This is a genomic window from Legionella stuttgartensis, from assembly GCF_977063405.2.
In genome coordinates, this window is sequence record NZ_CDRUHA020000002.1 from 1 (window position 1) to 20394 (window position 20394).

Genomic DNA, 20394 nt, shown 5'->3' on the forward strand with positions numbered 1-20394 from the left:
CCGTAGTTTCACTACGTTGTCAGAGAGGCTTTATTAACTCTCGTAGGTTCATCTGACGACACAAATGGTTTTCGGAATTTCTTCCGATTAACAACTCAAAACAGCGACTTTTCTTGTCGCACCACACACCACGCAATGTGATTGCTTTAAAGAATTTGCGCATAACCATATGATTTATATACAAATAACTAAACAACTCTTTAAAAACGAGTAATTTAAAGTAAAATCCCTATGTATACAATTGTATACATAGACCCCTTGTAAAATCAATGGATATCAACTTAAAAATACAGTTGTATACATAAATAATACTATTGTATACTTGTATTGATTCAATAAATGAGCCCCTCTATGAAAGAAAATGACGTCATTACCTTACGTATTTCAGAATATGAGCGGGAGTACTTAAATAAAATTGCACATCAATTTGATTTACAAAAACGAGGCTCATCAGATATTTCGCCAGCAAAAGCATTAAAATTTCTTTTAGAATTTTGCCTGCATAATGAAATTTCACCACATAAAAAAAGTGAAAATCCATTGCAAGATATAAGAAAAATGATTGAACAAATTCATGCATCCATACCCCATTTGATGTATCACAATCATTATCAAAGCTTAGTTATTTCATCCAATATTAATGACGATTCCTTGAAGGAAATAAAACAAAAAACCATCAAATATTTAAACGATAATTTCTCAGGATTTCAGAATAATTCTTATAAAGAAGTTCGGTTTAAAATGAACGGAATTGGACTTAAAACAATACCTATAGAAGAAGGTGAATCGTTATGGAAATAACTATTGATGTTGGTGCAGATACTCTTCATTCGTTGAATAAAATAGCAAAAACAAATAACACCGAATTAAATATAACTGCAGCAGAAATGCTATCATTTGGAGCACGTATTTATCTGCAATCTTTAGAAAAAAAGACAGATGAATCAACCCAATTATTACTCGAAAATAGTGTTCGCTCCATACAAATTATTACTGAAATTTTATACAGTGTATACAACAAAGATTTGTCTAAAATTGGTGCTTATGATGCAGAAACTGCATTAGCCCTGATTGAACGTATGATTCCAAATTTATTAAAAGGCAGGTAACAGGATCTCAGTAATGGGATCCAATTACCTACCAAGAAAGTGATTCCTTGCTACCATGAGCAGCGAGGCAAACTAACATCACTTTATTCTGCAAATATAAATCCTCCCACTTGAGTTTTCCAAAGAGTTGAAAAAACACCGCCCGGTTTTTTTGTTAACTGTTCCAGGCTACCATGCTCAATGATATTCCCATTGTCAAGTACTACAACAGTATCCACTTCTTTTAAGGTTGAAAGTCGATGTGAAATAATCAAAGTTGTTTTATCTTGCATTACTTCATGCAATGATTTTTGTATGGCTTGTTCAGTTTCAGTGTCTAATGAAGAGGTTGCCTCATCAAGAATTAGAATTTTCGTATTTCTAAGGAATGCCCTAGCAATAGAAATGCGTTGTTTTTGTCCACCCGAAAGTTTTAAACCACGCTCACCAACGAGTGTGTTATATTGTTCTGGCAAGTTCATAATAAACTCATGGCAATTTGCTTTTTTTGCTGCACTAATCACTTCATCTTTGGTTGCAGTATCGTTAGCAAAGTGTATATTATCAAAAATACTTCGATGAAATAATTGCGTTTCCTGAGGAATAATTGTTATTTGTGAACGAAGAGATTTGAACTGAACTTCGCTTATCATTTGTTTATCAATAACGATATTTCCTGAAGATGGTTCTACAAGACGCAGTAATAATTTCAAAAGTGTTGATTTACCACTGCCTGACTTACCTACAAGCCCAATTTTTTCTCCTGCTGCAATAGATAGATTAAGTTGATTAAAAAGGAGTGCAGAATTAGGGTATGAGAAGTTTATGTTATCAAAAATAATTTCACCTTTTGAAACCTGTAATGGAGGGACGTTAGGTTTATCAATAATGGCATGCGGAATTTTAATGAAGCTTAATGCATCATTGCATGCACCTATAAGTTGATGTACTTTCAAAATTTGCTGTCCTAATCCGAATATCATCATCAAACATGAGAGTGCGATACTAAGTACTAGAGCAAAATCACCTGCATGAATAGAATGTTTTTGAGCGCCATAAATTAGGGCACACACAAATGCTGACGTTAATGCAGTTACTAAACAGCCCTGGTAAAAAAACACTTTAATCGTTTGGCATTGTATTTTTTTCTCAGATTTTGCTACTTCAGTTACCGCCTTTTGAATCGTTTTAGATTCTTTGGTACTACCTGAAAATAATATTGTGCTAGAAATATTGCTAATAGAATCAGAAAGGTAACCGCTTAATTTTGTTTTGGCACTTGCTAGTTCTGCTGAGGAGGTCTGCGTAGTATCCGCAGTAATAAATGAGATACCTACAAATAGGATTGCCCATGTAAAGAGAATTAATGCATAAATACTACCCACAAATACATACAGAGTTAGCACAGCAATTAAAATTCCAAGAACAGAGTTATAGATCCAGCCTGAGGCGATTTTAAGTAACTCCTCAATGCTTTCAGAAATGTCTATTATTTTTTTTGTTAATGTACCAGAGAAATTACTTTCAAAAAATTCATAGGAATGACCTAATAAGTACTCAAACATATCTTTTTTAATGTCCGATTTCATTGAAGGGTATAAACACGCCTCAAAATACTCTTTTAATCTAACAGCAATGTTAGTTATCATTGGCATGATTGCATAAAATATGGCAGGCCAGATAATAAGCGATAAAAACTGTTTACTTGAATTATAATTACTCACAATAGAAACCATTTTCCCTAATAAATAGGGAGAGATGGATCCTTCTAATGCAAAAATTGTAATCATCGCGAGTATACCAATCATAAGACGCTTATTCTTTTTAATCTGTAAATAGCGCCATATAAAATGGCTTAATGTTGATGGGATCTCTTGGCTATAATTCATCTATTGAGGCCTTATAATGGAGGATGTTTATCATCCAAATTGGTTTTGTTATTTGGTATTGAGCTATGGTATTTATCGTATAACTCTCGAGGGTTTCTTTGTTTTTTAAAATTTTATGCAGTAGCCTCACTAATGCTAGTGCTTAGCCAGCTCTATGATAAGACGTGTCAATTCTTTTTGTAAATCTTTAACAACAGAGTTACTCCCTTATGTTTTCCTGCAGATTTTGCTTTGACCACGCCTTCTCTGCCTAAATGGAAATACTGTACATATTTTATATATAAAAAATATTCAACAATCTTATAAATAACTTTTTTACTATTTTTTTACAGCGAAAGCAGTGTAATTTTATTAATCATCTTAATCATGCTAAATTGTCACCTTTGGGACGAAAACATATTAACTTTTTGTGGGTCTTTTCGTTTCAATGATTGTCACACTCCGATTTTTAGCATATTAAACTGTTAAGCATGAATAAGTTGCACAGAAATGTCCTAATGAAAAAAAATTCAGTACATGTATGGTTCAGGTCAGGCTATTCATTTAAAAATTTTTAAAGCTCGCGCTCCATTTCTCGATTAGACTGTGATTTATTAAAAGTACGAATATTTTCTACAAAATCTTTGTTGTAAACACGGTCTTTAATTTCATTAATTAATCCTTGATTGAGTCTTATAAACTGATTATCGCTTTGTGCATTAAGTTTGCGTTCTTGTTTTATCAAAGACTGAATTTGTCTATCCTGATTTATTTTTATTAGCTCCGATTCCTTATTTTCTAAAGCACATTGTTTTTTAAATTCCTCTAAGCTCATACACCGATTTAATTGTTTTTTTAGCTCGTCCTTTCCTTCTTTAACAAGAACATCATTTAAATCGGTATTTTCTTTTTTAGGAATCATAATGGATATGTGGATACCAGAATCATGCAATCTCTGAGCTGCTTTTATAATCGCATTGGTTTGTTCGTTCTTTGCGTATTTATAGGTGTCTTTTCCATCATTATCCAGGCAAATAATCACCTGTTTGGGACTATTTTTTGGATCAATATTTGAAAAATTTACTTTCCCCAATACTGCATACACACGCGCATGTTCATTGGCTTGAAGTATACTTAATCCTGTCTCAACCCCTTCGGTAAAATAAGCAATATCGCCTTTACCATGGTGATTTAAATTGACAAAATAATTGCTGATTGAGCCAAACGTTTGTTTCACAAATTCACACGACTTATCTTTATTAGCAGAATGAGGATCTAATTTGGTGATCTGAACATGATGTATGTTACCCTGTTCATCTTTACTAAAAGCCAAAAGAGCAGGAATATGCTTTTTCCCATCCTGGGTCTTGGTGTATACCGAACCACAAAACCGTAAATCAGCATGCTCATAATGAGCTAATCCGCGATGAATGATTAAGTATTTTTCAGCGATAGTGCCTTGAATAGGCTGTGATTGTTGAAATAACTTTTGGGCCAGTTGACGTTTCCCTTCTTTGACTCCCCTCTCTTTTTTCTCATTCAATTTTTGCGGTGCTTTACGCTCGTATTCAGGAATGTAATGGATATATTGCGCTGCATGCTCCAGAGTTTCTTTAAAACCGGATAAACCCTTCTCACGTTCAATAAGATGAAATAAATTACCCGACTCCCCTGTCTCAAAATGGTGCCAAAGACCTGAATCAAGATCAATTTTCAAGCTTCCTTTGGCTCCATATCGATATTCGGATTGGGTTGATAATCGATGATTCGGCTCTCCTAAAAGGCTTTTAACTAAAGAATCAGATACGTTCAATAATCCATTATACAGTTCTTCCGCATTAATGGACGGCTTTTGAGCAGACTCATATTTTTTTATGAGTGGAGAATCTTTTACCTGTTCCTTAGGTTCTTCCAGAATGTGCTCCTGAGCTCGATTCATTAACTGCGTACTGATTCTTTGCTGTTTCTGTTGTTTAAAACGATAATCCTCTTCGGTAAATACAGCAGAGGTTTTATCCGCATCGCGTTGTTTCAGGGGATCTTCAAGTCTTTTGACTAACCCCTCGAAATTATCGGTATAAAATGTTGCTTGATGGCTGGCACGAGTTGCATCAATTTCATGAGATCTATGGGTGGTTACAACAAGACGGTCCTCCAATTCCAAGGCAATCATGAACTTGGATGTAGCACCCTGACTGGAATAAGCCGTATTCGTATAGGAGTAATCCCAATGAAGATCTGATTGTTTTTTTAAATTCAGCGTGACCTGATTTTTACTGTTGCTTAAGCCTACTGTTTCACCAAAAACCTGTGTGACCGTATATTCTTCATTGGCAATAATGCCGCGAGCGTCATCATTTCGTTTTAATCGAATCCGATCCCCTGAGGCTAAAGGCCGTTCGTGCAATTTATAGAAGGAAGGCATTGTTTTGGGTAAAATAGAAGCGCTGATTGTAAACGCAACCTGTGACTCATCAACACAGAACAATTTATTTGATTCACTATCAATGGATTTGATAGTGAAATAGTCGTCCTTTTTAGCCACCGAATAGTTTTTACCAAACCGAATGACATCACCTGGCTCAAAAGATTGTGCTCGTACCTGGTCGGCTTGATCCATACTGATTGGGAATAACCGTTTACAAAGTACATCTTGACTGTGTAGTTGATGTTGTTTATGCAACCCATCACGTATTAACACTTCAATGGGTGTTCTGTCCTCATGAGCATGAACAACTACTAGCGTATTTTTTTGACACTCAGGGGTTCGGCTAAGAAAATCTGCAGCAATTGCACGGTAAATGGATTTATAGTCCTTTTTTCCTTCCTCATCAGTACAATTAATTTCAATCAGTGATGAATGATTCAACCCCTGTACCGGTGTCTTTCGCTGCACGTACTCTTCTGGATTAATGTTTTTTATGAGTTCAAAAGCCTTCCCAATTTCTCTACGTGATGCAAACTCCGCTGCTTTTTTTAATTCAGGATTCGGATTTTGGCGCACAATCTCCGTCATAAATGCTGTTTTTTGCGATTGGCTTTTGATGGTAAGCTCATGAGGAATCCCTGAAGCCAGCGATTGCAACTGAGTAATATCCCCTGTAAACACCATTCGCGATTGGGAATCAATGCACTTTTGTTGTAAGGCATGGTACTTCTCATTATCAATCATGGAACTTTCATCCACAATGACTAAGTAACTGGCACCCAACCCACCGTCCTTGCGCAAAAAACTATCGATGGTCTGCGCCTGGATGCCATTCGCATTGAGCTCCTCTACGGCTTTATGCGTAGGTGCTAATCCAAGTACTTGAAACTGATTGCTCTCAGCAATGTCCTTCACATGCCGCATCATTGTGGTCTTACCAACACCCGCAAGCCCTTGAATGGATACAAACCGGTCGGATGTGCTCACCACCAACGTGATGGCATCTTTTTGTCCTTGCGTTAAGGTTTCAGGTAATAACAAAAGCTTTTGTGCAGAAGACTCAATGGGCTTTACCGTATTTTGCTCTTTGTAATTAGCCTGCAGTATCGCCTCTTCAATGTTTAACGACTCTTTGGTCGTCCAATAGGTATCCAAATAAACTAAGGAATCTGCTATTCGCCCTTTAAGTAATGGAGCAATGTCTTCAAAATCTGCCGTTCCTAATGCATGCATTAAAGCATGGGTCATTAAATCACTGTGTTTAAAGGCTGCATTGCGTTCCGTGCATTTAGCAAGCGCATACGTGAGCGCTGTGGCCACAATGTGTTCTTTGTCTTCTGATTTTAGATCCAGGTGATGAATTAACGAGTTAAGTTCTCGTTCCAGTGCCTTATTGGCATAGGCCATATCACGGTAGACTAAATCTGGCTTTTTTTGTTGCACATCATAGGCGGTCCATTTTAATTGTTCTTTTTCTAAAAAGCGCTGTGCTTTTTGCCCATCATCAGTAAACAGAATCACATGCTGCGCGTGTTCACCGATTTCTCCGATAAGGTTACGATTGAGTTGGTAAGGTCGTGCCGCCATAAACACTTGTGTGGTGTCTGGTTTTATCTCATGCGGTTTTTTACAATAATCATAATCAAAATGGTATTCAGACAACGCTTTATTAGTCAAAAATAAGGTGTTGGACTCATGGCGTACATAGATGCCTTCTTCAGTAATTTTTGACACAACAAACGAACTCTTAGGCGCATATTTGACTCGTTGATGATATAATGATTGTTCATTGATTAACCGTTCTCCAACAGCGACCTCTAGTATTTTTTCTCGTGATACACTAAAGTCTTCTTTAGTGTCATAAGCAAACAGACTTGTCTTGCCTTGGGCATTTTTTAAATGCAGCCCATTGGCACCAAGGTCACACACCTTATAGTGCTGCGGTATTCGACCTTCATTATAAAATGTGATTTTATCGCCCACTCTATAAGACTGAGCGTGTCCTTTTTCCGTTTGTGTCAATGAGACTGTTGCCAAAACAGTTACCTTTTTCATTAATCTTGATAACTGCCCCTGCTGCACCAGCCCTTCTCGTATCTGGCTCGTCAAAGTCTCCTTTTGTTTGTTATTCAAGGCAACCAGTGCACTTTTTTGCTGTTGTTCTGGCGTTAATTGAAGCCAAGCAGAACTCATGGATTCATTTGCTTGTTTCCCAATCGAGAGCTTAAGCGCTCCTTTGATAGGGGCTGTTAACGATTTATACGAATGAATGCCCTGCTCTTTTAATAGCTTAATCGGATTTCCTGCACTAAAACCCAATGTTCCTGCCGAGTTATTCAATAAAATGAGTTTGCTTCTGTGTGCTTGAGTGATGTCGCTTAACGCGGATAAATCATCAAAAGAAAGTTTTTGTGCATCATGAACAATCACTAAATCTTGCTTTTTTTTCGTAAACGGTGATGATTTGATGTGCTTCCCATAATGATATTGAAATCCAGACACCGTATGCACAATATCGTCTTTAAACAAATTTTTAATCCTGGAAATAAATCCTGTATCCAAATGTTTGATGTCTGCTCGAAGTTGCTGCGTTTTTAGGCTACCAGGATGAAGTACATAAGAATTGAGAAAATGCGCTTCTGCAAGATGCACCATGTCTTGAATCAGCTCTTTCTCGCACCGAAAACCGGCTACATCAATGATTTGAATGCGCTCGTTATTTTTAAATACCTGCGAAGAGAGCCCGTGATTTGGTACTGGAATCGAAAAGCTTACTTTTAACTCGTTGGTAGTTTTTGCAATAAAGTCCTTCTCGCGTGCAAGAAGATGCGCCGTTGTATAATATTCCAAGGGTTTTCCCTGGAGTGCCCTTGCCTCCAAAAGAGATCCAATTTCCCGTTCAATGTCCTCATGGCCAACAAGACCTGCTGAAAAAGTCATAGCCTGGCGCACCAAAGCCCCATGCTGGATTTGAGTAGAATATTCGGACAAATGAGCCAGTGCATCACCCACTGCTTTTTGCGCATCAGGGCTTAAAGGTGTGGTGTGAGTGCTTTTAACCGCTCCTCGTCCGCTATTTAATTTGGAATCCTGAATAATCGTGCCTAAATCAATACCAAGCTCCTTAATTTCATCTACCCACTGTTGATGCAGCGCTTGACTGTCTATTTCAGTTTTTGGGTTGCGCGTCGATAAATTAGATTTCTCGGCAGCCTTGGCACTGCTTGTACCGCGTTCCTTCATATCATCAAGAATCTGCACGCGCCTTTTGGATGTAGCAGTAATAGCCTCATCACTAATACCTACAATCTCAAAATTACCGTACCTGTCTTTAATGCGAATATCGTAGCCCAGCTCCTTAACTTTTTTAGCTAAAGAGGACATGTACACCAATCCCAAATAATGCTGGTTGGAATAAATTAATTCACGAAAACCATGATCCAGATGTTCTTTATCATTTTTTGCTCGTGACGATAAAGAACGCCATAATCCATCCGAACGCTCAGTCATATTGAGTATGGGTACATGCGTGTGCAAATCGGGATCTAATTCACGAGAGGTTGTATGGACAAACATGGCTGCTACTAAATTACGGGTTTTTTCAAAGGTGGTTTCGCCATTAAATGTAATGCGTGCTTCTGCTGCCAGCTGCTCAATCCGACCAAAGGTAATGTTCACGGCTTCTTGATGGGCTTGAAGCAAGCGCGCGTCTTGCCCCACCAGGGCTAAAATGGATACGGACTTAGGCGCTGATAAGGTCACATCAGTGCCAGGACGATGTTGACGTACTCCCTTATCGATAATACCCAGCAGTTGCCCGCTGGGTAATTGTCCATCCAATAATTGCAAAAATTGCGAAGGCTCAATTTCACCGGACAATTGTAACTTCTGCGCACCGCGCCCGATCCATCGGGACAGACTGTTGAGCGAATCTCGATCGCTTAAATAATAATTATCTTGATTGGTGTAATAATGCAGCGCGTCTTTAGCCGCACTTATTTTATTTAAGGTCAACATAATACCTCCCTGGATGGCTTAAAAAATTTCTTTTATAACAATGGAGGCCTCACGCAACTCAATAGCATCAGTGTCGTTTTTGTTGGCTGTAACGTGATCTTTGGGTTCCGCATAAGGTGATTGTGGAGGTACTAAATCCTTATCCGATACCTCATGCGCCAATGTTTCAAATTGATGGATTTTTTTAACATCCTCATTTCTTTGAGGATTATTTTGGACCATTAACGCGCGGTGATTTACTTTTTCCAACGCATCAAAATTGATGGATCGCTCAACAAGTGGTACGCAAATTTCTTTACGCTCAATGTATTTGTTTTTCAAACGAGTGATGGGATGATTTCCTACCAAACGGACATAACACTCCATGTCATCAAGAGTCATAATATCGCCCTCTTCAACCGTATTTCTTTTAGTGCGTTGCGAGCCCACCGTATTACCATCACGAACCGAATCAGGACCATAAGACTGACTTTCTTTCATCTCATTAATCACTTGTGGGCCTAAATCCTCGGAAACCCACTTAGCCACTTTCGATTTTGGACTCCTAAAATAAATGGATGTATTGAGTAGATCCGCAATGGCTCCGGCCTCATGAGTTCCATAGATAAAATCTAATTGCGCAATGGATTGAATGCCAATGGCAACACAACCTCCAAATTTACGGATATCAGCCAGAGTGTCTGAAATGGTTTCTAAACGATGCAGGCTTGCTAATTCATCCATGACAAGCCATATACGCCCCTTATTATTAGCCACCAAGGATTGCACCCCTTGCATAGCGAGTCCTAACCACAGAGAAATTAAAGGCTTTATCTCTTTATGGTATTTGGAGCGTGAGGTAATAAATAACCACCCTTTATTGTATTTTTTAGGATCGGTTGTATTTTCAATCCATTCTTTAATCGAAAAATCTTCTTTACCCGATTTATCAAGCCCTTCAAGAAAGCGCAGCGCCTTGGTATAGGTTGCCAACACTGATTTAATGGAAATGGCCGTTTTTTCAATTTCCTTACTCACCAGATTTTCAGATTCCGTACCTTTGAGAATGTTCCTGATTTCCTCCAATGAGGTGGTGAGTAATAACTGCAGAAGAAACACTGGATCTTTTTCTGCATAATCCCTGATTTTCCACGCCATCGAGGTGAAAATGGTTCTTGCAGAGTCAACCCAAAACGGATCGCTGCCTTGAACTGATTTAGGAATTAAATAAGTGGCAAAGGAGCCAAACTCCAACGGATTGGCACATTCTCGCCACATTTTCCAATTGGCACATAATTCTGAAATGGGATTGAGTTCAACATCAATGAGCTCATCAAAGAAATAAGGTTTGATGGTACATTCTTTATCATAGATGATTGCCGGCTCGCCCAGCGCCCTAATTTGCTCCAACAGCATCATCATGGCTTGCGTTTTTCCTGCACCAGTTGTGCCATGAAACAACATCCCTTGTTTTTCAGAATACTTAGGCATAGGAAGTCGGTTCAAAAGTTTAATTTCTGAAGCGCCACGTTGTGATTCGTTGACCGATTTGATGGTTTCTTTAGGCGATAGAGCTAAGCGCGTACCGGAAACAAATTGATCTTTGGTGTATTTTTCACCTAACTTAATAAAGAAACGGGAAAACAACAGCGTAATCAACAAATACACCGCTCCACCAAAAAATAAAGAAACTTGCGCTTTTCTCCAAAGAGCATCCAAAGCCTGCTGCACGGATGCTTGAATAAGGGGACTTTTTTGATAAAAAAGCGCTGTAATTTTACTCCCATTGAGACTTGTCCATAATACATACTCCCCGTAATGGAATTTAACCAGGAACCTTGAAATGTGGTTAAGCACCACCAGCTTTAATTCAGAGGAGGCATAAAATGCCATAATCAGCGAAAAAAGTACGACAAAACCTAAGACAGCCCAGTGAAAAATACGTTGACTTACCTGAATCATCATTTTGGTTTTATAGTCAAAAATCTGACCGCCACTCATAAATTGCCACATATTTTGCAAAGAACTTTGTTTCATGATTTTAAATCCATCGATTTGACCGCTCTTCTTGAAGAAACCAATGCACTAGGCGCACGCGTAAGCGCGAATGTTTGCTTATTCATAACGCCCTTCCTTGTACCAACGCTCATTGTCCACATAATCGTGTTTTTGTTTTGCTTGCCGATTCGCTAAATCCGCTTCAGATGCTTTAATCTCCTTTTGTGTACTGCCCTCTTGGTGTTGATAGGCTTTCGATAAATCTTCTCGATTCTCCATACGCAGATCGTGAGCTTGCTGGATGGTGTTGTCTTGCACCTGGCTTAAATGTCGCTCTTGCGATTTATTTAAAACGTCTCCAGAACCATCCTGATGGGCTTGGTTGATTAGTGCTTTTTGATGTGCTGTCATCGAAGCACGTTGCGCCTCAAATTGGCTCTTAGCCTTATCGGATGATGAGTGGATCATGCGGCTTACTTGCTCTTTTACTGCCGATTGTCCTTGGGAAGAACTCATAAACTGATCGGCCAATTGTTGTTGTGCACTCAAGCTCGAAGCATCTGTCCCCATCAGTGCCTTTTCTGCCTGCACCCCATGATGCTGCACCACCCAATCGTGAAACGCTTGATCCAATACTCTATCCATACCGTCTGAGTGCTCTTTCACACGGTTAGCCATGTGCTGATAATGTTCGCCCTTACTGTATTCTGCTGAGGCCATATCAGATAAAGCATGTCCTTGAGATAGGTTGGCTGCGATTTGTTCCGATTTCGACAAGTTAAACGAATCATTGGCATCCAAGTGATGCGTCTTGGCTGTAGACTCCATGTGGCTTAATGCGCTAGAGAATGATTGACCTTCACTGGAGTTAAAAAAGGCTTGAACCGAGTTAGAAGCAGACAAACCTGTTTTCAAACTCGTGCTCGCTTCCCCAGAAATACCCGTGACTGCATGAGCGAACGATCCAAATACCCCTTTGCGTGTATCAATTCTGGCCGAAACCGCCGCATCCCACGACACCTGTCCTGATTTGTCATGATGCTGATTGTATTGGTTAACCGCATCGTGCATTTGACGAATATCTTGATTCAACGCATTACTGAGCGTTCTATTAATACCCGTTCCTTCGCGCACCTCGCTGGCATCGCTTTCATTAAATTGAGAGAGTCCACTCAACGCTTGTTGGTAATGAGAATCTGCACTGGTTCGATGCGATTGGGCATTTTGGAACGATTGGCTTGCACTGTCTTGCAATGAAGCGCTGATTCTGTCGGATGCGTGTAATCGCGTTGCCATCTGACTCATTGCAGACTGTGCGTTAATCACGCGTGACCCATCCAATCCTTGCGAGAGCAACGCACCATTATCCGCTTGAACAGTAGCTCGTCCTTCCATATGCTGATAATTAGTATCCCATTTATTCGCATGCATGTTGTTGTAGTTCATGTTCCAACCACTGTAAGACGCCATGGAAATATTTCCTTGCGTGGCCGATTGAGCCTCTCCAGTAGATAATGATTGGGCCATTCCTCCTAGATGTTGAGACGCAGCACTTAATAAATTAGGTAAGCCTTTGGCAATAAAAAGGGCAATCACTGGAACACTAATAGCCAAGCCCCCTGCCGTATACGCAAAGCTACTTTGAATACTGGCGATGGAGTCAATGGTTGAAAAAGTAACCCCGCCATTTTTAGAACCAAATAAAGTCAGTGTGGTAGAAGACGCTAATGACACAAAAAAATGAATAATGATAAACATCGGAGGCCAAGACCATAAAAACACTTGGGTTTGCATGTAGATCATGTATACCCCATGCATGGCGGGCACTAGCGCTAGTAACATCACTAAAGGGAAAATACACAGAGTCAGCATCCAAAAGACGGTCATATAATAAGGAAGCCGATATCCTGCAAGCCAAAAACTATTCGCTTCAGCCACGTGCATTTTTTGCAGACTGGAGCTGTTGGTGTAATTCATCAGCTCAGCATCCGCACCAGCAAAAGCAAAGGCATCAAGGGCTGATTCTCGGGTGGCATTAATTAAAATATTTTGTGTGAGTACTTGGGCTGCATCTTTGGACACGTTCATAAAATAGGAATGAGCTGCCGCCAAACCATCACTAAACTTCTCTTTATCCCCCTTGGTCATAATATTCGATAAATGAACGAGTTGTTTTTCTATTCCCATATTCAATTCTGGTTTTAAACGTGCTGCTGCATCAATACAGCTCAAATTAGTGCCATCATGAAATAAGACACGATAAATAGGAGAGGGATGCTCAAAATACAGGCGAATTAAATCCGAGCTGTGCTTCATTTCATTGGGTGAAATTTGCTGACTCCCCAAAAGTTTGGCTGAAAAAATGCATTGCCTGATGTAAGTGGACAAATCACGAGAGAGTTCAGGTGACAAAGACAAGTTAGAACTGGTGGACGCTAAGAAGGTACGTGAACCAAACAACATGCCAGTTCGTGTGTAATCTAAATCCTGTGGCATATGAAACACATCACTAAACACTTTAGTAATCCCATACCCAATGCCACTAATAAGTGCTGCAGGTAGCCCTACTCCTAATGGCACATTATCTACAGTAAGTGCAAGCCCCGCTGAATCAGCCGTTTGCATGTCAATGATGGCCACTGGCGTTTTGATGCCTAAAATACAGAACAAAAAGACAAACGTACACAAAACATAACGACTAATGGCTTGAATTCGTTTACCACTGACGTATTGAAACCCAACCACCCCTACAGCAAGAATACTCACAATGTCCTGAGCCGATTTGTAGGTTGAGGTGCCAAGCAGCGTGACCATGGCATCCAATACTGTTTTGAGATACTCCCCATTTTGTGGCGTATAAATGGTTAAAAGACTCATTGCGCGTCTCCATAATAGGCTGTTCTTAAGGTGGGTGTTAATGCACTTAATGCTTGTTTGACGTTATTGCGGATTAATTCATTCGTCTGTAACGCTGCATTAAACCGCTCACGGCTCTCCGTGCTAAACCGCGCCACAAACTGTTGTGCCGTCTGCAGATTTTTGTATAAACGCTCTTCATTGTGAGCGCCGAGTTCTTTTCCTGAGAGCGAAGCGCGAATAATATCGAGGGAATTGGAAAGGTATTGTGCCAATAAATCAGTTGCCACACTTTGAGCCAATTCATAACTGCCTTGAATACCGGTGTTTTGTTGCGCATTGGCGGAAATAAGATTAAAAACTGCGGGTTGTGTTAACTCAATCAGCCCCTTTTGCTTATCGGATAACTCTTTGCCCATTTTAATGTTGTCATAAATCCCCTGCAGTAATTCCTGGACTTGAGCCACTAAGGCTTTTTTGGCACTGATTTCTTGCGTGTTTGTGGTATCAATAGATAAGCAATGCGACTGTGGCCCTGTATCAGTACAGTGGTAACTGGGTAACTTTCCTCCATACAACAAGGCTTTAATAAAATCTTGATTGGTTGCAAGCGAAGGGTAAGTCATTAACGCCCCTTTCGCGTTAAAGACAATGGTTCCTGAAATGGACATGTATACTTCCGCTAATTTGGGATCTTGTGCAATAAACTGATTAATTTGTAAGGAATCCCAAACAATATTGGTGTTGATTAACACACGGTCCTTGTATTCAGGATTATTTTTAGCCTCAGCTAATATGGAATCCGCTTCACCGCCTGTGGAGCATTTCTGACGCGCCATGGCCCAATCCGTAAAGGTTCCTTTGTGACGACCCAAATCTTCGCAAAGACGCTGTTGTGCCGCCCTATTTCGCGGCCACACCGCAGCACTTAAATTTTCACCCATTTCACAGGAATTAAAATTGGTGCCATTAATTTCATTCGCCAGTTTCTGCATAAACTGCATCGCATGTGCAATTTCAGGCAATTCTGTTTCTAAAGCCAGGTTTAATGCGTAGCCTGCTCCTCCTGATAAAATATTTTGCATGAACTTCACAATCTGATCCGACTTGATGAAGGAAAAACCGCCTGCGAAGAGATCAATGCCACCACAACCAGAGCGCATTCCAGGTACATCCACATGCGCAAGGCGGATGGTACGTACTTGATTACGGGCATACACCGAACCAAGGGCTGCATAACCTGCCGCTTGTGTTTGATAAGCATGCGATCCCGTCACATTGGCATCAAACCCCAAATTATTAAAAAAATGGGATAAATCGGATTCTGCGTTTGCAAAGAGCTGACTGGTCCCTAACAACAATAAGGCTGCAACGGTTTTTTTAAACATAGTCATCTCGCAAAGTTGTGAATCTATTCATCATGAAATTGTTCCTCCAAATGCGTCATGAGTTCATCCACGCGGTTTGCAAGTTGTGCAGGCTGTGCCTCACCAAACAACACGGCATACGCTTGATTCGTAGGACGATTCACGAGATACAGGGCAGGCACTACAGGCTTGTATTCACCAGACACATATAAAGTTTGAAACAACTCAGGCGTTAAATTGGCTGAATCAAATCCATCTAAAGACTCGCCATCCAAACTGTAAGCCTCTACAGGGATATGAAAACTGGATGCAAAATCACGAAGTATGGGCGCAAATTGATGACAATGAGGGCATGTAGAGCGGTATATAAAAATAAAGTAATGTTGTTCCGAAAGTGCATTGATTCTTTTGTTTTTGGTGCGCGCCAATACTTGTTGCTCTTGTTTTTTATTTAAGAGCTGGGTTAGCTCATCCAATGCAACATTCGCAAACGCCTCTGTGCTGAGAAGGAATAGCACGATTAAAAAGAAGCTTTTCTTCATTCATTCACTCCTTCATAACTGAATCGTTTAAACTGCGTCATCACATCAAAAATGCGCTGCTTCAGCTCTTCTAAAGATAAAAACCCATAAGACACTGGCGACATCTTATTACTCTTTAAATCAACGAAATAAAGAGCGGGCATATACTTCGCCTCAAGTGCTACTTGTTTTTGGACCTTTTCCAGAGGAATTGATTTAGGATTAGGAAGCCCATCAATGAGTTGGCCATCCGTACTGACTGAAATCATGGAAAAACCATATTCTTTGATAAAGGGAAGCAAATGCATGACCATTTTTTGTGAAATGGAACTCGTGCCACGATAAAATAAGATAAAGCCATAACGCGCACTGCTTTCTTGAATGACTTTGTTGATTAATACTTTTTGTGCATCATTGCGTACTGCAATCGCTGAGTTATCGGTTGGAAAATTAAGCGTGCTGTCCAGCTCAGGATGGATTAATAAGACTTGTTGCCAATAGCGTACAAATTGCTGGTTATTTTTTGAATAATCCATCTGTGCATTCATGTATTCATGTGTTGAATCAAATGAAGGAGAGAGCAATGCTTCGGCCAATTTATTCAGTGTAATCTTACGCTTATCCATTAAGCGTTCATAAGGAGATTTCACCACGGGAGCAGGTCGTGGCTGCAGTGTTTTTTTAATCGGTTTGGGCGCCTCTTCAACGGTATACCAATGAAAGCCTTTTGCATGCTCCTGCACAATGTCCGCATGAAGCGATGTCATGAACAGTCCCCATACCATCAGCATCAACAGGCGACTCATAATTCACCTGCCTTTTTTTGCATTCTTCGTGTGACTTCATCAATGGACTTTTTAGGATCTTGAGACTTGATCTTTAGATCACCTGCAATCCCTGCCGCTTTATTGGGTGTCCCGTGACCAAAAGGATAGATTGGGGTCACAAAATCAACCCGCCCCAAATCCATCTTCTGCAGTTCCGCAACACTCATTCCTGCACAGGTTGGATGCTCTGCATCACCCAAACCATGACCATTAACTTGTGTAAGACGAGCCTCCTGGATAATTCGGGCCATTTTGCTTGGAAATACGCAGTAAGAGCGTTTGTGTTCTAAACAAACCCCAGCCACTTTTTCACTACAATACTCGCCCAGATAATGAGCTACATAATTTAATTTGGCGCGACCCAGCGCTTTGTCTTCCTCACGACAATGAAGCAAATCAATGTCTTTTCCCCATCCTTTATCATGACAACAATCAATAAGATCCAAGGGCCATATTTTGCATTGCACTGCTTTACCACCAAAAAGAGACGCATTGGGTTGTTGACTTAATTCATGCCCCGCTTCCCCCACAACCGCTAAAGAAGAAACACTTTGCCCAAAATCAGTATTTTGGGTTTGGGAATGCTCTGTACAGTCACCATCGGCACAAAATAAGTCTTTAATGCATTCGATAGGTGCTTCACACACATTTTCTTGACAACTGTACGTTTGCTTATACAGAGCACAAGTCTGCTTATCAAAACGCGCACACCCAGAGGCCGTTTGAAAACACCCTTTATTTTTCTGTGTGATGCATTCATCAGCAGCCGCGCTAGAACAAGAGTACGTCAGCACACGCGCCCAACACACACGGGATACAGGAAGACCATCAATTACTTTAGGTGACTGAGTATCCGTGCATTGTTCTTTTTTGATTCGACACAGCGACCCCTTATTTTCAAAGCTCATGCAATGATTGTCCCAATATTCTTGGCTGATGTAGGGTTTGGAGTGTGCTGTGACCGTCAAAGCAACTTGAATGGGATAAATTCGTCCCCATCCTTTATTAATATAAAAGGTCAACAACCCATTATTAGCGCATGTTGGAGTACCAATCACCTGAACCCAATACGCATTCGCCCCATTATTTCGTATCGAATGAATGGTGGCACTCATTCCATCACACGAATGTTTCATCCGAATGGGATAAGGAACAGAGCCGCCCACAGCATTAGTGATTGCGCCAGTCACCAAATTTACAGTAATCACTCCGGTCCATTTTTTAGCAACATAAAACGAAAAATCAGCGCGTTGCACCACTTTTTCGGAATCCACCAGGACCTTAAGGTACTTGGTGCAGGTTTGATCGGGCAATAAACGAGAGCTGAAGCATTGTTCTTCATGTGTCTTAATCGTGCAGGTAGGCTTTTGATTCGAGCATTGAACGCGATTATTGGATTGTCCGTGCGTAATCGCATAACTTTCATCCTGAATTAATTGAGATTGAGCCAATACGGAATTTGCTTGATTGAGTTCAAATTTGTTTGTTCCAAAATGATCAATGACCGTTTGGGCACCAGGATCATTTTTAATCGCCGCATTGGCCTGGCTTGATAAATCTGTTTGCTCCTTTTGAATCCCTTGATAGTATCCTTCTTGCGCAGGGTGCTCTGAGTACTGATCAAAAAGCGCATGGGGATCAAATCCGTGCATGGCATCTTTAGGTTGGGCGTTTAACGATTTAGCATAATTTTTAAAGGCGTTAAAATCGGTTCCTGTTTGATTCGCAAAACATCCCATAGAAAGTAACGCCATTAAAACAACCCACTTAGACATGAGTGTTCTCCAAAAGAGCCTGCGCCACCTCGTTTGCACTATCCCCTTTCTGTGCAATGAGTTGTAAACTGTTTTTTATAGATGCATTGCCATACACCACATCATAAGTCTGTTCGGGACAAATAAGTTGCTGTCTACAGGAGCTCGGCCTTTTGCTCACAACAAGTGCAGGCACCGCAGTGATATGAAATTGTTCAAACCATAGAGGATCAATCGATATTCCATTAAACGCCCATTTGGACTCTTTTGCCTTGGCTTGAAGCATGGAAAACGCTGTGATGGTTTTTTTAAAATCCCCCTCAATCAAACCATTAATCACTACTGGAATTTTATAAGAAGCTGCCTCATCGCTCAGTGAAAACAACAAGGATTCGGGCATGGAAAAAGACACAAATAATACGGCTCCATCAACCGTTTGACCTTTTTGAGCAACGGGAGCTCCTTGGCGTAAACGTTCAATAATCTGATCAATCAGAGTCTTATTTTGTGCATAGGATTGATTGGATGTTGCATTCCAATGAGCCAACGTGTCCTGGCTTACTGAATCGTGCGCCGCCTTACCCGTTGCCGATGCCTCATTAAGAAAATCATTCACATTGGCATGACTTGCGGTGGCTAAAAACAGGCTACTTAAAAAAATTCCGAATGCATTCATAATTCATCCCCATCATTTAAAGAAAACAACAGTTCCTTTTCTTCCAAATTAAAAACCCAAAATTGTCACCATCACCTGGATAGGTGTGTCCTGCTTCCCATCCAATGACGGATTGTCCAAACGGATGGCAACGATGCGCTTCAGGCAAGGTATTCACCAACTGATAGCGATAACGGTCTTTGGGCATAATGCTCGATGCATAGGTATGACATACAGCAGGCCAATCTTGGCCTATCGAATCGCGAATCGCAGGTGTCGGTGGTCGATGCAACTTAAAATCAACGCGTTCTGCAAGTAAGGCTGCGGTACTTATAGGACTTGCTTGATGTGCCACAAACCCCGTTAATGGATACGTAGAACCTTGCGCACCCTGGCACCAAAAAAGACTGTTCACGGCAGTGCCTGCAAGTGCTTTGGTCGCATCAAAGGCACAAGAAGCTCTTGCAGACGAGGAGGTAAATAAAACGGCTTCAGGATTTAGAACAAAGGCCAGTTCTGAATCATTCCAAGTGGGGTCTAACTCCGACGGATATAAGATGTCAAAATCTTCAGTTTCCATACACCCTAAGGACGTTAATACTTGCAGCCAATAAACCAGAGGGTATTTGTACCAATGAACGTAATAAAACGCACCGCGTCCATCGGTCTCCGGCATCTGTGAGCCACCTAACCCTTTTTTAGTGACATTCAGTTGCACGCCTAAATTGACCATACACCAGGGTTTAGGCGTCACATCAACCAAGGCCGCTGGTTCCCAATAACCAATAGTGACGCCTAAACGCTCGCCAATGGGTGTAGGGCATAAACACAAAGGATTACCTGGATTTTTTGTATCAGGATAACTGCTTTTAACCACTTCACTACTGCCAATAGTAAGTGGAAACAAACAATTCCAGCAGACATCGGTAATTGGATTGACGAAGTGTCCTTTGCACTGAGACGCATAGACGAAGTTCAGCGAACTCAATAAAAACAGCACCATGAATCGGGTAATCAACGTTTTTTTATTCATAGT

At 40.5% G+C, this 20394-nt stretch carries 12 protein-coding genes; 2 read left to right on the forward strand and 10 right to left on the reverse strand.

Going from position 1 to position 20394, the window contains the following annotated elements; all coding sequences use genetic code 11:
• Positions 1–351: 351 nt before the first annotated feature.
• Positions 352–801 carry a hypothetical protein gene (locus ACWTEW_RS00650; protein WP_058460617.1) on the forward strand — a complete coding sequence of 150 codons (450 nt, stop codon included), beginning with the start codon at positions 352–354 and terminating at the stop codon, positions 799–801.
• On the forward strand, positions 792–1109 hold the full coding sequence (locus tag ACWTEW_RS00655; RefSeq protein WP_115684391.1) for a hypothetical protein: 318 nt from the start codon (positions 792–794) through the stop codon (positions 1107–1109). The genes ACWTEW_RS00650 and ACWTEW_RS00655 overlap by 10 nt, the downstream gene beginning before the upstream one ends.
• Before the next feature lie 83 nt (positions 1110–1192).
• Here ACWTEW_RS00655 and ACWTEW_RS00660 read toward each other — a convergent pair whose 3' ends face one another.
• From ACWTEW_RS00660 to traU, 10 genes are all read right to left on the reverse strand, one after another.
• The gene (locus ACWTEW_RS00660) at positions 1193–2977 is read right to left on the reverse strand and encodes an ABC transporter ATP-binding protein (protein WP_058460614.1); all 1785 of its coding nucleotides are present in this window, start codon (positions 2975–2977) and stop codon (positions 1193–1195) included.
• 553 nt (positions 2978–3530) lie between these two features.
• The gene (gene traI / locus ACWTEW_RS00665; protein ID WP_454783393.1) at positions 3531–9401 is read right to left on the reverse strand and encodes a conjugative transfer relaxase/helicase TraI; all 5871 of its coding nucleotides are present in this window, start codon (positions 9399–9401) and stop codon (positions 3531–3533) included.
• Positions 9402–9419: 18 nt separating this feature from the next.
• Positions 9420–11417 (reverse strand): type IV conjugative transfer system coupling protein TraD, encoded by a 1998-nt coding sequence (traD, locus tag ACWTEW_RS00670; protein ID WP_454783394.1) that lies wholly within the window; start codon positions 11415–11417, stop codon positions 9420–9422.
• Between the two features lie 78 nt (positions 11418–11495).
• Complete coding sequence (locus ACWTEW_RS00675) at positions 11496–14255, reverse strand: conjugal transfer protein TraG N-terminal domain-containing protein (RefSeq protein WP_454783395.1); 2760 nt, start codon at positions 14253–14255, stop codon at positions 11496–11498.
• Complete coding sequence (locus tag ACWTEW_RS00680) at positions 14252–15622, reverse strand: conjugal transfer protein TraH (protein ID WP_454783396.1); 1371 nt, start codon at positions 15620–15622, stop codon at positions 14252–14254. The genes ACWTEW_RS00675 and ACWTEW_RS00680 overlap by 4 nt, the downstream gene beginning before the upstream one ends.
• Positions 15623–15645: 23 nt before the next feature.
• Positions 15646–16143 (reverse strand): type-F conjugative transfer system pilin assembly thiol-disulfide isomerase TrbB, encoded by a 498-nt coding sequence (gene trbB / locus ACWTEW_RS00685; RefSeq protein ID WP_454783397.1) that lies wholly within the window; start codon positions 16141–16143, stop codon positions 15646–15648.
• Positions 16140–16928, reverse strand: a complete 789-nt coding sequence (traF, locus tag ACWTEW_RS00690) for a type-F conjugative transfer system pilin assembly protein TraF (RefSeq protein ID WP_454783398.1) — start codon at positions 16926–16928, stop codon at positions 16140–16142. The genes trbB and traF overlap by 4 nt, the downstream gene beginning before the upstream one ends.
• Entirely contained in the window at positions 16925–18724 is a 1800-nt protein-coding gene (gene traN, locus ACWTEW_RS00695; RefSeq protein WP_454783399.1) for a type-F conjugative transfer system mating-pair stabilization protein TraN, read from the reverse strand. The genes traF and traN overlap by 4 nt, the downstream gene beginning before the upstream one ends.
• Positions 18717–19379 carry a type-F conjugative transfer system pilin assembly protein TrbC gene (trbC, locus tag ACWTEW_RS00700; RefSeq protein WP_454783400.1) on the reverse strand — a complete coding sequence of 221 codons (663 nt, stop codon included), beginning with the start codon at positions 19377–19379 and terminating at the stop codon, positions 18717–18719. The genes traN and trbC overlap by 8 nt, the downstream gene beginning before the upstream one ends.
• 16 nt (positions 19380–19395) lie before the next feature.
• Positions 19396–20391: a conjugal transfer pilus assembly protein TraU gene (gene traU / locus ACWTEW_RS00705; protein ID WP_010655334.1), complete on the reverse strand. Its 996-nt coding sequence runs from the start codon at positions 20389–20391 to the stop codon at positions 19396–19398.
• Positions 20392–20394 lie beyond the last annotated feature (3 nt).

Bases quoted from the DNA above. Each gene is read 5' to 3' on its own strand.
- ACWTEW_RS00650 (WP_058460617.1), top strand. From the start codon at position 352: ATGAAAGAAAATGACGTCATTACCTTACGTATTTCAGAATATGAGCGG.
- traU (WP_010655334.1), bottom strand. From the start codon at position 20,391: ATGAATAAAAAAACGTTGATTACCCGATTCATGGTGCTGTTTTTATTG.
- trbC (WP_454783400.1), bottom strand. From the start codon at position 19,379: ATGAATGCATTCGGAATTTTTTTAAGTAGCCTGTTTTTAGCCACCGCA.
- traN (WP_454783399.1), bottom strand. From the start codon at position 18,724: ATGTCTAAGTGGGTTGTTTTAATGGCGTTACTTTCTATGGGATGTTTT.
- trbB (WP_454783397.1), bottom strand. From the start codon at position 16,143: ATGAAGAAAAGCTTCTTTTTAATCGTGCTATTCCTTCTCAGCACAGAG.
- traD (WP_454783394.1), bottom strand. From the start codon at position 11,417: ATGAAACAAAGTTCTTTGCAAAATATGTGGCAATTTATGAGTGGCGGT.
- traF (WP_454783398.1), bottom strand. From the start codon at position 16,928: ATGAGTCGCCTGTTGATGCTGATGGTATGGGGACTGTTCATGACATCG.
- ACWTEW_RS00655 (WP_115684391.1), top strand. From the start codon at position 792: ATGGAAATAACTATTGATGTTGGTGCAGATACTCTTCATTCGTTGAAT.
- ACWTEW_RS00680 (WP_454783396.1), bottom strand. From the start codon at position 15,622: ATGTTTAAAAAAACCGTTGCAGCCTTATTGTTGTTAGGGACCAGTCAG.
- traI (WP_454783393.1), bottom strand. From the start codon at position 9,401: ATGTTGACCTTAAATAAAATAAGTGCGGCTAAAGACGCGCTGCATTAT.
- ACWTEW_RS00675 (WP_454783395.1), bottom strand. From the start codon at position 14,255: ATGAGTCTTTTAACCATTTATACGCCACAAAATGGGGAGTATCTCAAA.
- ACWTEW_RS00660 (WP_058460614.1), bottom strand. From the start codon at position 2,977: ATGAATTATAGCCAAGAGATCCCATCAACATTAAGCCATTTTATATGG.